This window comes from Solihabitans fulvus, from assembly GCF_008386585.1.
Classification (GTDB): domain Bacteria; phylum Actinomycetota; class Actinomycetes; order Mycobacteriales; family Pseudonocardiaceae; genus Solihabitans; species Solihabitans fulvus.
Genome location: NZ_VUOB01000006.1, coordinates 36,616 through 50,947, shown reverse-complemented (window position 1 = coordinate 50,947; position 14,332 = coordinate 36,616). Strand labels below are relative to the sequence as shown.

General features: G+C 70.0%; 15 protein-coding genes. 7 read left to right on the top strand and 8 right to left on the bottom strand.

From position 1 onward, the window contains the following. The first annotated feature begins 4 nt into the window (after positions 1-4). The 3 genes from F0L68_RS04790 to F0L68_RS04780 are packed head-to-tail and all read left to right on the top strand — an operon-like array spanning position 5 to position 2,920. Entirely contained in the window at positions 5-682 is a 678-nt protein-coding gene (locus F0L68_RS04790; protein WP_149848189.1) for a response regulator transcription factor, read from the top strand. Then, positions 679-2,082 (top strand): sensor histidine kinase, encoded by a 1,404-nt coding sequence (locus F0L68_RS04785; RefSeq protein ID WP_149848187.1) that lies wholly within the window; start codon positions 679-681, stop codon positions 2,080-2,082. The genes F0L68_RS04790 and F0L68_RS04785 overlap by 4 nt, the downstream gene beginning before the upstream one ends. 55 nt (positions 2,083-2,137) lie before the next feature. Beyond that, positions 2,138-2,920, top strand: coding sequence for a COG4705 family protein (locus F0L68_RS04780; protein ID WP_149848186.1), 783 nt, complete (start codon positions 2,138-2,140; stop codon positions 2,918-2,920). 17 nt (positions 2,921-2,937) lie between these two features. On the opposite strand, the gene F0L68_RS04775 is transcribed toward F0L68_RS04780, so the two are convergent. Further along, on the bottom strand, positions 2,938-3,987 hold the full coding sequence (locus F0L68_RS04775; RefSeq protein WP_149848184.1) for an amidohydrolase family protein: 1,050 nt from the start codon (positions 3,985-3,987) through the stop codon (positions 2,938-2,940). 88 nt (positions 3,988-4,075) lie between these two features. On the opposite strand from F0L68_RS04775, the gene F0L68_RS04770 reads away from it, so the two are divergent. Continuing rightward, positions 4,076-4,816, top strand: coding sequence for a TetR/AcrR family transcriptional regulator (locus F0L68_RS04770; RefSeq protein ID WP_149848182.1), 741 nt, complete (start codon positions 4,076-4,078; stop codon positions 4,814-4,816). Positions 4,817-4,858: 42 nt separating this feature from the next. On the opposite strand, the gene F0L68_RS04765 is transcribed toward F0L68_RS04770, so the two are convergent. Then, a complete protein-coding gene (locus F0L68_RS04765; protein ID WP_149848181.1) occupies positions 4,859-5,791 on the bottom strand; it encodes a LysR family transcriptional regulator in 933 nt (310 codons plus the stop codon). Between the two features lie 138 nt (positions 5,792-5,929). Here F0L68_RS04765 and F0L68_RS04760 point away from each other — a divergent pair, with 138 nt between their 5' ends. Beyond that, complete coding sequence (locus tag F0L68_RS04760) at positions 5,930-6,763, top strand: SDR family oxidoreductase (RefSeq protein WP_149848180.1); 834 nt, start codon at positions 5,930-5,932, stop codon at positions 6,761-6,763. An 18-nt stretch (positions 6,764-6,781) separates the two neighbouring features. On the opposite strand, the gene F0L68_RS04755 is transcribed toward F0L68_RS04760, so the two are convergent. Both F0L68_RS04755 and F0L68_RS04750 read right to left on the bottom strand, forming a co-directional pair. Then, positions 6,782-7,327: a hypothetical protein gene (locus F0L68_RS04755; protein WP_149848179.1), complete on the bottom strand. Its 546-nt coding sequence runs from the start codon at positions 7,325-7,327 to the stop codon at positions 6,782-6,784. A 146-nt stretch (positions 7,328-7,473) separates the two neighbouring features. Beyond that, positions 7,474-7,857: a winged helix-turn-helix transcriptional regulator gene (locus F0L68_RS04750; RefSeq protein ID WP_149848177.1), complete on the bottom strand. Its 384-nt coding sequence runs from the start codon at positions 7,855-7,857 to the stop codon at positions 7,474-7,476. Between the two features lie 86 nt (positions 7,858-7,943). Here F0L68_RS04750 and F0L68_RS04745 point away from each other — a divergent pair, with 86 nt between their 5' ends. Beyond that, the gene (locus F0L68_RS04745) at positions 7,944-8,600 is read left to right on the top strand and encodes an NAD(P)-dependent oxidoreductase (protein ID WP_149848176.1); all 657 of its coding nucleotides are present in this window, start codon (positions 7,944-7,946) and stop codon (positions 8,598-8,600) included. A 32-nt stretch (positions 8,601-8,632) separates the two neighbouring features. On the opposite strand, the gene F0L68_RS04740 is transcribed toward F0L68_RS04745, so the two are convergent. Both F0L68_RS04740 and F0L68_RS04735 read right to left on the bottom strand, forming a co-directional pair. Beyond that, positions 8,633-9,256: an NADPH-dependent F420 reductase gene (locus F0L68_RS04740; RefSeq protein ID WP_149848175.1), complete on the bottom strand. Its 624-nt coding sequence runs from the start codon at positions 9,254-9,256 to the stop codon at positions 8,633-8,635. Between the two features lie 76 nt (positions 9,257-9,332). Beyond that, complete coding sequence (locus F0L68_RS04735; RefSeq protein WP_149848174.1) at positions 9,333-10,268, bottom strand: SDR family oxidoreductase; 936 nt, start codon at positions 10,266-10,268, stop codon at positions 9,333-9,335. A 151-nt stretch (positions 10,269-10,419) separates the two neighbouring features. On the opposite strand from F0L68_RS04735, the gene F0L68_RS04730 reads away from it, so the two are divergent. Continuing rightward, the gene (locus F0L68_RS04730) at positions 10,420-11,331 is read left to right on the top strand and encodes a LysR family transcriptional regulator (protein WP_149848173.1); all 912 of its coding nucleotides are present in this window, start codon (positions 10,420-10,422) and stop codon (positions 11,329-11,331) included. A 12-nt stretch (positions 11,332-11,343) separates the two neighbouring features. Here F0L68_RS04730 and F0L68_RS04725 read toward each other — a convergent pair whose 3' ends face one another. Both F0L68_RS04725 and F0L68_RS44760 read right to left on the bottom strand, forming a co-directional pair. Continuing rightward, positions 11,344-11,607, bottom strand: a complete 264-nt coding sequence (locus F0L68_RS04725) for a hypothetical protein (protein ID WP_149848171.1) — start codon at positions 11,605-11,607, stop codon at positions 11,344-11,346. 369 nt (positions 11,608-11,976) lie between these two features. Further along, positions 11,977-14,208 (bottom strand): exo-alpha-sialidase, encoded by a 2,232-nt coding sequence (locus tag F0L68_RS44760; protein WP_149848170.1) that lies wholly within the window; start codon positions 14,206-14,208, stop codon positions 11,977-11,979. Positions 14,209-14,332 lie beyond the last annotated feature (124 nt).

The following is a 14,332-nucleotide window of genomic DNA, read 5'->3' as shown; positions in this document are numbered from 1 at the left end:
CGCCATGCGCATCCTGATCGTCGAGGACGACCCCGCCATGGTCGCCTCCCTGACCTGGGGCCTGCAAGCAGAGGGCTACACCGTCGACGTCGCCACCAACGGCGAGGACGGGTTGTGGAAGGCGCAGGAGACCGCGCACGACGTCCTCCTGCTGGACGTCATGCTGCCCGGCATGGACGGCTACCAGATCTGCCGGCGGCTGCGCGAGGGTGGCATCTGGACGCCGATCCTGATGCTCACCGCGATGGACGAGGACCTCGACCACGCCGAGGGGCTGGACAGCGGTGCCGACGGCTACCTGGCCAAGCCGTTCTCCTATCCCGTCCTGCTCGCCAACCTGCGCGCCCTGACCCGCCGAGGGCTGCCCGAGCGACCGGCCCAGCTCACCGCGGCCGGCCTCACCCTCGACCCCGCCAGCCGGACCGTCACCCGCGACGGCGTTCCGGTGGAACTGACCAGCCGGGAGGTCGCCGTCCTGGAGTACCTGCTGCGCCGCCGAGGCCACGTCGTGTCCAAGACCGAGCTGCTCGAGCACTGCTGGGACAGCGCCTACGACGGTGGCCCGGCCGCCGTGGAGGTGCACATCCACCGGCTGCGCCGCAAGATCGACCCGCCCACCGGCCACGCCGTCATCCAGACCGTGCGCGGCGAGGGATACCTCGTCCCGGACGAGCACGCATGAACACTCCCGCCCGGCCGCCGGCCCCGCACCGTCGCCGGTTGCGGGTGCGCACCCTGCGCGCCCGCGTCACCATCGTGGCCAGCCTCGTCATCACCGCCCTTGTCGTGCTGGGCATCGCCCTGTTGTACCTGCTCCAGCGCGAATCCATCCGCGCCGACATCGACAGCCAGCTGCGCACCTACAGCACCGAGATCGCGCAGACCGGGACGGCCGGCACCTGGCCGAGCACGCTTCCACCATCCACATTGGACGCCAACGCCGAGGCACAGGTGCTCGGCGCGGACGGCCGCGTGCTCGCCGCCAGCCACGCCCTCACCGGCGCCGGTGCGCTCTACCTCCTGCCGGCCGGCTCGTCGCAACCCGTGCGGCAGCCGGCCGCCGACCGCGTCCTGACCGGCGAGGTCCGTGTCCTCGCCGTCCCCGCGACCGTGCACGCCACCCCCGTCACGATCGTCACCGTGACCACGACCGGCCTGCTCACCATGCTCGACACCGAAGCCGCCGGACGGTTGCTGACCGCCATCCCCATCACGCTGCTCCTGGCCGCCGGCGCGGTGTGGCTGATCGTCGGCCGGGCCCTGAAACCGGTCGAGCGGATCCGCAGCGCGGTCACCGAGATCACCTCCGTCGACCTCACCCGCCGCGTGCCCGAACCAGGCACCGACGACGAGATCCGCCGGCTCGCCCACACCATGAACGACATGCTCGACCGGCTCGACGCCGCGGCCCGGCGGCAACGCCGCTTCGTCGCCGACGCCTCACACGAGCTCCGCAGCCCGCTCGCCGCCATCCGCACCACCCTGGAAGTCGCACTGGCGCATCCGGACAAGGCGCCGTGGCCGGAGATCGGCGCGCGAGCGGCCGACCAGACGATCCGGCTCGAAGAGCTGCTGCACCAGCTGCTCACCCTGGCCAAGGCCGACGAAGGCGAGCTCCTCACCCACCGCAGGCCGGTCGATGTCGGGGAGCTGCTCGACGGCATCCACGCCACCCTCGCGCCGCACGCGGTCGAAGTGACCGTCCACATCGGACCGGAGCTCGTCGCGGCCGGCGATCCGAGCCAGCTGCAACGGCTGTTCCGCAACATCATCGACAACGCCACCCGCCACGCCGCGCACCACGTCGACGTCAGCGGCCACCGGGCCGGCGAGCGCCTCGTCGTCCACGTCGACGACGACGGGCCCGGGATTCCCCTGGCCGACCGGGAGCGCGTGTTCGACCGGTTCGTGCGGCTGGACACCAGCCGCGACCGGGCGAGCGGTTCCACCGGCCTCGGCCTGGCCATCGCCAGGGAGATCGCCCGCGCCCACGGCGGAACGATCGCGGTGACCGACGCGCCCGACGGCGGGGCCAGGGTGAGCGTCGAACTCCCTGCGACAACAACGGAAAGCGTCCTGTAAGGCGCTGCGGTCCATCCTCGGGCATATCCACTTCCGACCACCCGGAGTGCCCACGATGCCGTCCCATGTCCCGCAGCTCGACCAGGTCCAGCGCGTCGCGTCGAAGGTTCCCGAGGTCACCATCGCGTTCTGGGTGATCAAGGTCCTCACCACCGGCGTCGGCGAAACCACGTCCGACTTCCTCTTCCACCACCTCGCCCCGCCAGTCGCGATCCTGCTCGGCCTCGCCGCCCTGATCGCGGCATTCGTCGCACAGTTCCGCGTCAGGCGCTACGTGCCCTGGATCTACTGGTCGGCCGTCGGCATGGTGAGCGTCTTCGGCACCATGGCCGCCGACGTCGTCCATGTCGGGTTCGGCGTGCCGTACCTCGCCCTGACCATCGGGTACGCCCTGATCGTGGCCGGCCTGTTCGCCGCCTGGTACGCCACCGAAAGGACCCTGTCCATCCGCACCGTCACAACCCGCCGACGGGAATCGTTCTACTGGGCAACGGTTCTCGCCACCTTCGCCCTCGGCACCGCGACCGGCGACCTGACCGCCAAGACCCTGCACCTGGGCTATCTGTCCTCGACGATCCTCTTTGCCGTCATCATCGCGATCCCCGCCCTCGCCCACCGCACCATCGGCCTGAACGCGATCGCCGCGTTCTGGTTCGCCTACATCGTGACCCGCCCGCTGGGCGCCTCCTACGCCGACTGGTTCGCCGGGCCTGCCGACGACGGCGGCCTCGGCATCGGCACCGGCCCGGTCACCCTCGTCGGCACCGCCGCCATCGTGGCCGCGGTCGGCTACGTGACCAGGCGCGGGCGCCAACGCCTTCCACACGATGGCGCGTAGCCACTGATGCTGGTGTGTCAGGCCACCGGTTGACGTCCGCGACCGGCGGCCAGGTGCCCGGTCAGTCGTTCCCAGTTGCCCGACCCGATGGCGATCTTCTCGTCCTGGGTGAACGGCGCTTGCTCCAGGAACGACCGCGCGACTCCGCCGCTGGTGTCGAGGAAGGGGAAGCCGCCGGGACGGGTGCCATAGGTGTAGGGATAGTCGGTGGAGTACATCATGCGGTCGGTTCCGACGACCTCGGCCGTCCACCGCAGGTAGCGCTCGCTCACGGTGCCGCTGCCCGCCACCCAGAAGTTCTGGCGGAAGTAGTCGGCCAGGGGTCGCTCCAGCTTCGCATTGGGCGCCATGATCCCGGCGTGGTCGAGGTAGAACAGGACGACCTCGCCCCAGTGCCCCGCGATCACCTGGAGGTCGGGGTGCCGGTCGAACACCCCGGAGAAGATCATCCGCAGGTACTGCACTCCAAGGTCGTAGTACCAGCCAAGTCCGGCGGTGGCCAGCCCCATGCCGACGTCACCGAGCCCGGAGTAGTACGCATCCAGGACCGCCTTGACGGGCGTCTGCGGGTGGAAGTGCAGGGGCACCCGCAGCCGCTCGGCGGTGGCGTAGAGGTCGTCGAACTCCGGCGCGTCGGCGAGTTTGTCGCCCGTGCGCCCGTAGAGCATCGCGCCCCGGAAACCGAGCTGGGTGACCGCTCGTTCCAGTTCCTCGGCTGCGGCGTCGGGCACCGGGGTCGGGATGGTCGCGAACGCCTGGAAGCGATCCGGATGGCCGGCGACGATCTCGGCGAGCGTGTCGTTGGCCTCGCGGGCGACGCTCACGGCGTCCGCCGCGGTGAGGTTCTGCACGCCCGGCGTGGCCAGTGACAGCACCGCGACGTCCAGACCCTGATCGTCCATATCGGACAGACGCTGGTCCGCGCCGTCCCGCAGGCGCCGCGCGATCGGCTCGTCGCCGTAGCCCAGCTGCGGGATCTGCGGCACCCCCGCCCGCGCCCACGCGTCGAGCATGACGGGCAACGCGATGTGTTCCTCGAGACCGACGATGCGCATCTTCTCCGACATTGCCTCTCCTCAATCAGTTCCAGTGGAATCAATTCGACGGTATCAGTGATACTTCCGCCGGTCCAGAGGTGGCGGTATCGTTGATTTCATGGCTACGAGGACCAACCGGGACCACTCCCCCGACGCCGCGGCGGAGGCCGGCGGGCGTGAGCTCATCCGGCAGCGCGTGATCGAGGCCGCCGCGGACCTCCTCGCCCGCGAGGGGAGCAGCGCGGTCACCACCCGTGCGGTCGCGGCGGCGGCCGGGGTGCAGCCCCCGGCGATCTACCGCTTCTTCGCCGACATGGACGGCCTGCTCGACGCCGTGGCCGAGCACGGCTACGCCACCTTCCTCGCCGCCAAACGCGTCGATCCCCATCCCGACGGCCCGATCGAGGACCTGCGGGCGGGCTGGGACCTTGCCGTCGAGTTCGGGCTCGCCAACCCCGCGCTGTACGCGATCATGTACGGCGAGCCGAGGCGCGGCACGAACTCGGCCGCGTTCCGGGCCGGCATGCAGATTCTGCTTGGCCGCATCCGCCGCCTCGCCGCCGGCGGCTGGCTCCGGGTCGACGAACAGCTCGCCGCCGCACTCATCCACGCGACCGCACGCGGCGCCGTGCTCACCTGGCTGTCGCTGCCCGAAGACCAACGCAACCCAGCCCTGCTGACCGCCATGCGGGAGTCGATGGTCACCGCCGTCACCACCGAGAAGCCGGCCGTGCGACACGCGGGCCCTGCCGGCGCGGCCCGAGCCCTACGCGCCGCGCTGCCCGAACAGACCACGCTCAGCGACGCCGAACAACACCTCCTCACGGAATGGCTCGACCGCCTCGCGTCCGACGGCTAGAGCAAGATCCCGAGCGACAGTCTGTCCACAATGGACCCATTGTCACCCGTGCTGGTGCGCCGATTCGTCGCGGCGGAGGCGGATGTCCTCGCCTGCGCGGCGTAGCGCACCGACCACCGCGGTGGCTTCGGCGCCGGGAGCCGGTGCGGTGAGGGCAACGACCATCCGGCCCAGCCAGCTCGGGTCGTCGACGTCGACGGTGACCACACCGGCCGGGATGGACCGGGCGGCGACCTCGGGCACCAGGCACAGGCCCAGCCCCGCGGCGACCAGGCCCAGCCGCGCGGGCCACCCGCGCACGACGTGGCCGATGACCGGATCGGTGAGCGTGGGCCAGGCCCCGAACTGCGGCTCCCCGCCCGCACCTTCGCCGGCGATCCAGGTTTCGCCGGTCAGCTCGGCCACCGAGACGCTGCCGGCGCCGGCCAGCCGGTGTCCGGCGGGCGCCGCAACGCACAACCCGCCGGCGAACACGATCTGCTGGTCGAGGCCGGCCAGGTCGTAGTCCGGCAACCCCGCGCCCGCCCCGATGACGGCGACCGCCAGCCGGCCCGCCCGCAGCTGCCGCAGCAGGGTGGGCGTCGGCCCCTCGGTCAGGGCCACCTCCAGGCGTGGATGGTCTACCCGCAGCCGTGCCAGCGCCAGGGGCGCGAGCACTGCGGTCGCCGACGGGAAGGCGCCGAGTGCGACCCTGCCGGCCACCCGGTCGTCCAGGGCGGCCAGGTCCTGCCGCAGCGTCTCCACCCCGGCCAGGATCCGGCCGGCGTGCTCCACGACGACGGAGCCGGCCGGGCTGAGCCGCACGCCGCGGCCAGCGCGAACGAACAGCGGGGCCCCCGCGGCGGCCTCCATCGCGGCCACCTGGCGCGAGATCGTCGGCTGCGTGTAGCCAAGCAGCCGCGCCGCCGCGGTGAACGATCCGGTCAGCGCGATCTCCCGCACGACCCGCAGCCCGGTCAGGGTCAGCTCACTCATGCGCCCACCCTAGCCATACGGAAGACGTATCGCTGACATCCGAAACTCTCATTGGACGCATGGATTTTCGGTTGCCAGTATCGGAGTTGCCAACAACAGACGAGCGGACGAACTCCGCCAAATGAGGAGAAAACCATCATGACGAGGACCTGGTTCGTGACCGGCGCTTCCCGCGGCATGGGGCGCGAACTGGTAGAGCAGGCGCTCGAACGCGGCGACCGGGTCGCGGCCACCCTGCGTCGCCCGGAGCAACTCGACGACCTGATGGCGCGTTTCGGCGACCGGCTGTGGGTCCGCGCGCTGGACGTCACGGACACCACGCGGCTGCACGCCGTGGTCGACGAGGCATTCGCGACGCACGAACGCATCGACGTCGTCGTGTCCAACGCCGGCTACGGCGTGTTCGCCACCGCGGAAGATCTGACCGGCGCGCAGATCGACCAGATGATCGCGACCAACCTGACCGGCTCGATCCACCTCGCTCGCGCGGTGCTGCCGCAGCTGCGGGCCCAGGGCGGCGGGCTGCTGATGCAGATGTCGAGCATGGGCGGCCAGCTCACCTTTCCGGGGTTCTCGCTGTACCACGTGACCAAGTGGGGCATCGAGGGGTTCTTCGACGCGCTGGCCGCCGAGGTGGAGCCGTTCGGGATCCGCACCACGCTGGTCGAGCCCGGCATGGTCCGCACCGGCTTCTTCGACGCGGCCACCAGGGTGCCCGTCAGCGCGCCATACCGAGGCGGGCCGGCCGACCAGGCGCCGATCCCGGTCGACCAGATGCCCGACAGTCAGGAGAACACGGTCGCGGCCATCATCCGCGCCGCGGAGTCGGCGAACCCGCCACGCCGTCTCGCCCTTGGCACCGACGCCTGGCAACTGATGACGGGCACCCTGCGGCAGCGTCTGGCCGACATCGAGGCCCAGCGCGACAACGCCGCCACCGCCGACATTCAGCACGCGGTCACGCGACACTGAGCATTGGGCTTTTGTTCCTCAGCCGGACCAGATCTGTCGTCCTCCCGCGTTGTAGAGGCGTAGGGATCCGTCGGTGCCGAGGACGAGCCAGGCGGCGCCGCTGCCCACGGTGTTGGTCGCCCAGTGCGCGGTGCCGTCCGCGTTGTAGCTGACGAGGTTGCCGTCGGTCTGGAGCTTGAGTTGAGCGCCGGCACGGATGGTGTTGGCCCACACCAGGTGCCCGTTGTTGGTGAGGTCGACCTCAGTGGAGGTGATGGTGAGCCGATAGCCTCCGGCTTGCAGGTAGCTGTTCTCCTCGAGGGCGCCGTTGACGCCGATGCGGTCGGCGCCGCACGTCGCCCACACATTGTTGAGGTTGGGCAGCGTGTCGAGGACGTCGCTGGACGCCGAGATCGCGTTGCCTGAGCCGGTGTCGTGGAGGCACTGGAAGGTTGCCAGGTCGGGGATCCAGCGTCGGTTGCCGTCGTTGCCGACCATCCAGGAGGTCTTCTGGGCGGCGGTGTCGCCGTCCCACTGCACGATCGCGTGGTGGTAGTCGCGCGGGTTGATGGTGCTGACCCACACTTTCTCGTTGGCCCTGTTGAACAGTGCGCGGCGAACGCCCGGAGCGGCCGGTGACGATCGGAGTTTCGTTGGTAGAGCGGAACTCCGTCGGCCCGGCACCCCGGTAGCTCGCGTCACTTGTCGCGATCCGCGGAGTCAGGAGGAGGTCAATCCGCGCGGTCGTAGGCTTTCTGTGCCGCGGACACATCGCCGAGGTGCGCGATCGACCATTCCTCCAGCGCGCGCAACGGCTTGCGCAGGGTGCGGCCCGCCTCGGTGAGCGCGTACTCGACGCGGACCGGAACTTCGGGGTAGACGGTGCGGCGCACGAGCCCGTCCCGTTCGAGCCCGCGGAGAGTCTGGGTGAGCATCTTCTGCGAGATGCCCTCAATGCGTCGGCGCAACTCCGAGAAGCGGTTGCTGCGATCCCAGAGGGCGCCCACGATGAGCACCGTCCAACGGTCGCCGATGCGATCCAGGATGTGACGAGTCGGGCAGTCCGCGTGATAGGGGCTGTCGCGGAGCGCCGACTCGGCCGGAGTGGTTACCACAAGGTGCCTTCTTCCCGAGGGAGAGCTGCCCTCATACGGTAATCACAGCGCGTCGCCCGACGCCACCTCCCGTAGAAAGGCGCCCCATGTCTCGCATTACCGTCATCGGCGGCACCGGTTATGCCGGTTCGGCCATCGCTGAGGAGGCCGCTGCTCGCGGTCACCAGGTCACCGCGCTGAGCCGCGCTCTCCCCGACGCGCCCACCCCGAGCGTGACCTACGTCCAAGGCGACGCCACCGACGACGCAACGCTTTCTTCGGCCATCGAGGGTTCCGACATCGTCGTGGACGCAATCGCCCCACGCGGCCCCGTGGTCGGCCACGCCCGCGACGTCCACCGCACCATCGCGCGTCTGGCCGATGCCGCGGGCGTACGCCTCTTCATCGTCGGCGGCGCCTCGTCGCTCCGCCCTGCGCCCGGGGCGGGTCGCTTCGTCACCGATCCCAGCCACCTCAGCCTCATCCCCGCAGAGCTCCACGACGAGATCCGCGACGGAGCGGCGTTCATCATCGAGGATCTCCCGGCCACGCCCGCGACACTCGACTGGGTCTACGTGAGCCCGGCGCTCAGGTTCGGCGCGCACATGCCCGCCGAACGACTCGGTCGCTATCGGCTCGGCGACGAGGTCACGGTGCAACCCGAGGACGGCGGCGCGATCTCCGCCGCGGACTACGCCCTCGGGCTCGTCGACCTGATCGAGAAGGGCGACCACCACAGGGAACAGGTCAACCTCGCCCACTAGTTGGTCAACTCCGGCCGACAGCGCGGTCGCGCTCAGCCAGAGAACTCGGTGACACCCAAGGCGAAGTCCCAGTGGCCGACCCCGTTGCCGGCGAGGCCCACCGTGACGACGCCGACGCCTTCCAGCCAGTGCGCCATTGTCAGGCCGCCGACGTCCAGTGGGCGCAGCCCGAGGCTCGTGATGAATGCCGCCACCTCCGCCTTGGCCTGTGCGTTGTCGCCCGCCATGAAGACGTTAGGCCGGCCCTTCTCCAGGACGTCACGGAAGATGGTGTTGAAGGCCTTCACCACGCTGGCGCTGGCCGGAGCCACCTTGGCGACCTCCTGCGCGATCGAGGTCTCCTCGCTGTGGGCCAGTCCGTCGAACGTGGCGTTGAAGGGGTTGCTGATGTCGACGATGACCTTGCCCGCGAGTGCGTCTCCGTACTCGGCGACGACCGGAACGACACCGTCGTACAGCAGGGCCGTGATGACGATGTCCCCGGCCGGGACGGCGCCCCACTTGCCCGTCGTCGCACCGCCGCCAAGAGCCTTGGCCAGATCATCGGCCTTGGCCTGATCGCGCCCCATGACCTCGACGGTGTTGCCGCCCGCCACCGCGAGCGTGCCGATCGTCCGGGCCATGTTCCCCGTACCGATAAGGGTGATGCCGCTCATGAGATGTGCCCTCTTCCTGTTCTGTTCTCGATTCGAACGCGGCCTTCGTGCGCCAGAGTTCCTCGGTGATCCCGCCTCAGCTGGCGGGGAAGTAGTGGCCGTTGTCCAGACCGTCGAGTAGGCCTGGCTGGGCGGGTTCCCAGCCCAGGGTCTTGCGGGTGATGAGGTTGGACGCCGGGTAGCTCTTCGTGACGATGTTCGCGAGGAACCCGAAGTAGCCCGGCACCATCAGGACGTCTGCGGGGATGCTCACGACGGGCAGGCGGAGTCGGCTGCCGATGGCCTCCGCAATGTCGCGGAACGGGATGGCGCCGTCTCCGACCGCGTGCCAGTAGCTGCCGGCCGCGCCCTTTTCCAGAGCCAGGCGGAACAGGGAGGCGGCATCGCGGGCGTGCACGGCGTTCCACTGGTTGGCACCGTCTCCGGGGTAGCCGACGACGCCTTTCTCCTTCGCGAGCGCGATCAGCCGCTGGAGGAAGCCGTGCTGATCGGTCGTGCTGTGCGCGATGGTGGCGATCCGCACGATCGACGACCGCACACCGTGCTCGGCCAGGCCGATGACGGTGGTCTCCACGATGTTGCGGACTCGCAGGGTGCCCGCGTGCTCCTCGCCGCCGGGCAGGGCCGGGTCCTGCTCGGTGGCCGGCCGGCCCAGGTTCCCCGGCGAGCCGATGCTCCCTGCCGCGACCAGCGGCTTGCCGGTTCCCGCAAGCGCTTCGCCGTAGGCGAGCATGATCGGGACCTCCGCGGCGGCCACGGCGTCGATTCCGCCGGTGCGGAGCAGGTCTTGCCTCTGCGCGACGTGGATGACGCCGTCGGAGTCCGCCGCTGCCTCCTTGAGCCCGTCGAGATCCTCGAGGTCGCCGCGACGCACCGTCGCACCGAGCGCGGACAACGCGGTCGCGGCCGTGTCCGAGCGGGCCAGGCCGGTGACCTCGTGCCCGGCGGCGATGAGCTCGGGGATGATGTAGGAACCGGTATGACCGGTCCCGCCAGTAACAAGAACTCGCACGACGTGTCCTTACGAGAGTGGGTGAAAGGCCGCGCTGAGGCGTCTGCGCGGCGCTCGACATCCATGGTTGTCACCGGTCCGCGTTGCTGTCCAAGACCTCTTTCGTCCGCGGCGATACCCTGGTGGCATTGCCGGACCCTGGGAGGCCCAGATGGATCTGGATCTGCGCAAGCTGCGCTACTTCGTCACGGTCGCCGGCACGCTGCACTTCGGCCGCGCCGCCGAACAGCTGCACATCGCGCAGCCGGTGCTGAGCCGACAGATCCGCGCGCTCGAACAGGATCTCGGCACCGCGCTGTTCACCAGGGACAGCCACGGGGTGACGCTGACCGACGCCGGCACGCAGCTGCTGACCGACGCCGCCCCACTGCTTGCCTCCGCCGACGCGGCCCGCCGCCGAGTGACCGCGGCAGCGCGGGGCAACCGGCGGATCATGGTTGGCTTCCGGGCAGGCGTCGCGGTCGCCCCTGCGATACACCAGTTCGCCGTCCGGCACCCGGATGTGCCGGTCGACGTGCAACGCATCGAAGCCGACGAGCAGGCCGAGATGTTGCTCGACGGCCGCATCGACATCGGCTACGTGCGGCTGCCCATTGAGGAGGCCGGCCTGCGCGTCGTTCCGCTCTACACCGAGCCGCGCGTAGCGGTCCTGCCCAGCAGCCATCGGTTGGCCGGCAAGGAAGAAGTCACCGAGGCCGACCTGGCCGGCGAGCCGCTGCTGTGGCATCCCGACGCGAGCACGCAGCCCACCAGGCGCCCGCACGTCAACGCCGGATACCTGGTTCGCGGCGTGGACGAAACGCTCGAGCACGTCGCCTCCGGCCGGGGCATCTCGTTCCTGGCGCGATCGGCGGTCGTCTTCTACACGCATCCGCACGTCACCTACGTGCCCGTCCCAGATCTGGCGCCAGACCAGGTATGCCTCGCCGTGGCGGCAGCGCATCTCTCACCCGTGGTCGACGACTTCTTCACCGCAGCCCAGGCTGCGGCCGAGATCACGGCAGAGTGCGGCAACTACGAAATGTGGCAGCCCAGCAACGGTGCCATCGCACAGCAACGCTAAGCGGTTCGACCGTCAGCCGGACACGGTGATGGTGAGCTGCCACTGGAACTGCTGGGGTCCGCTGGGGCCGCCTAGCTTGGGTGTGGTCACGGTCGTGATCGTGGCGGTGCCGGACCGCAGTGCGGTGCAGGTAGCGGTAATCGCGCCGTCGTCGTGGGGCGTGCTGGTACAGGTCAGGACGCCTTGGTCGGAGCTGCGCAGCGGGCTCCACGGTTGCAGGGGCGAGGGTTCCGAGGTCAGGTGCAGCGTGGCGTGCACGGCCAGGCACACGGGCACGGGTGTCTCCGCGGCAACGATGCGGAGCTCGCGGGCGTTCGGGCACGGTCCAGCTGCGGCTGACGCCGATGACGGCGAGCTGGCTGGCGGAGTGGTCACCGACTCGCTCCGGGAGGTCGACGGCCTCGACGAGCCAGGCGTTGCCGTTGGTTCGCTTCCGGTGGTGGGACCGTCGGTTCTGGCGGTGCACGCGGCGAGGACGGCCGCGAGCCCTGCGAGGGTCAGGATTCGTGGCCAGAGCCGATCATTACGCGGCGCGGAGGGCATGGTGCGGCGGTTCATCGCACCTCCTCGTTATAGGCAAGCGGCGTGGGGCCGGTCGCGAATGCAGTGCGGCCGGCCCCACAATTCGTTGCTACGGCGTCGAAATCACTTCGTTGACGTCAGGCGCGTGGTGCGCGGGTGGACGGGATAGGCGCCGTCGGAGCTGGCGCGGTTGACGCCGCCGGTGACGGCCAGGCCGCCGGCGACCACGTACATGGCCTCGTCGAAGGCCTGTCCGTTCGTGGGCGCCTTGCCGACGGCGATCACGCCGATGCCCTTGCCGTTGACCACGGAGGTGGAGATGTAGTCGCCGACCATGGTGCCCTGGCTGGTGTTCGCGATCAGATTCAGGCTGAACGGCCCCGCGACGGTCTGCGCGGCGCTCCAGGTCGAACCGGCGTTGGTCGAGGAGATGTAGCCGGCCTCGAGCTGGCACGTCGACGCGGAGCAGTTGGCGTTGGGATAGAAGTAGTAGTAGACGCCCAACTTCGCGGACGACCCGGAGGTGGCGTGGTCGACGCCCATACCGGGCAGCATGTGTTCGACGGTGCTGCTGGTTGCGTCGATCGGGATGCGGGTGACCGCCGACCACGTGCTGCCGTTGGTCGAGGTCGAGTAGACGATGTCGTTGGCCGGGCAGCCCGACCGGAACCGGCAGTCCTGCCACGCCACGTAGATCGTGCCGGCGGCGTCGATCTCGGCGCTGGGCAGCCCGATGTCGGCGCGCAGACCACCCTGGATCTGGTGCGAGGTGATGGTGGCGATCGAGGTGCTGCCGCCCCAGGACGCGCCGCCGTCAGTTGAGGTGAAGGCCCGCAGCGAGCTGCCGTTGGTGGAGTAGGGCACGACGACGTTTCCGTTGGGCTGCACCACGGGCTGCCCGCCGAGGCCGGTGGAGCCGTCCGAGGGCGATGCGGCGGCGGACCAGGTCAGGCCGCCGTCGCTGGAGGTCGACATGATCTCGGCGTTGCCCGACGAGGTGATGTCGGCCTCGATGTAGCAGTTGCCGTAGTGCGGGCTGGTGGAGGTGTTGTCGCACACCGTCCAGTTCTTGTCGTAGCCCTGCCCGTCAAAACCCACCGCCTGCACGGGGTTGCCCCACGTGAGGGCGTCGGTGGAGCGGTTGATCGTGACGCCGGCGGCGCTGCCGCCGGAGTCGATGGGCAGCCCGGAGATCATCCATACGCCGTGCCGCGCGTCGTAGGCGACGCTGGCGTCGCTGACCTGCGCGTAGCTGCCGCCGCCCTGGTTGACGGTGATGCCGGGCAGCATGCCGTGCTGCCAGGTGGCGCCGGCGTCGGTGCTGGTCGCCCAGCCAAGGTCGGAGGCGCCGCCGCCGAAGACGCGGCCCACCTGGAAGGTGGAGACCACGGTGTTGCCCCAGTTGTAGGTGTCCGGCTCGACCTGGGTGGCGTGCTGGGCGTCGGTGTCGGTGAACGGGTCGCTGGAGATCTTCACCAGACCACCGCCGCCGGGCGGGGTGACCGTGAGCGACAGCGTGGTGGAGTGCGTGGCCGAGGTTCCGGTGCCGGTGATCGTCACGGTGCTGGTCCCGGTCGGGGTGGCCGCGGCGGTTGCGATCGTCAGCGTGGACGAGCCGCCCGAGGTCACCGAGGACGGGTTGAACGTCGCGGTCGCGCCCGAGGGCAGTCCGGATGCCGTCAGCGCGACCGTCTGGGCCGAGCCGGAGGTCACCGCAGTGGAGATGGTGGAGGTCCCGGAGTTGCCCTGGACGACCGTCACCGAGGACGGGTTGTCGGCGATCGAGAAGTCGTTGCCCGTGGTGCCGCCGTTGACGGTGACGTCGTCGTAGAGCGTGTAGGTGGGGTCGCCGGGGTAGTTGTCATCGCGGTTGGCCAGCGTGAGGGTGTAGCCGTGGCCGGCCGTGACCGTGGCGGTGACCTGCCTCCAGCCGGAACCGTTGACGCAGGTCCTGCCGAGCGGGGTGGTCGTGGTGCCGGTGGTGTTGTCCTTGAGCGTGGCGGTGGCCCAGTCGTAGGTCACGGTGTCCGGGCAGAACACGTTGTAGTAGAAGGACAACTGTGTCGCGCCGGTCGGCGCGGTGAAGGTCTGGGCGATCGACGAGGCGCCGCCGGGCGAGGTCGAGCCGACCCGCGCGGCATAGGTTCCGCCGTGCGCGCCGGAGTTCACCACCGCGGTGGTGCCGGTGGAGGTCCATCCGGTCAGGTTGCCGGTCTCGAAATCGCCGTTGGTGATCGCGCTCGCGCGTGGCGCGGCGGTGGGCGTCGGGTTGGCTGAGGCGGTGGGCACGACCGACAACGCGGTCGCGGCGAACACCACCCCCGCGAACAATGATCGTGCCAGCAATGATCGCATGCCGGGCTCCTTTGTCGGCGCACACGACAATCACGTCGAGGCAACCCGCCGACGCCGACATGTCGCAGGGGAAGGAAGCGAGCCAGCGGCATTCTCCGGAGTTATCGGCCCCCGATACAAGAGC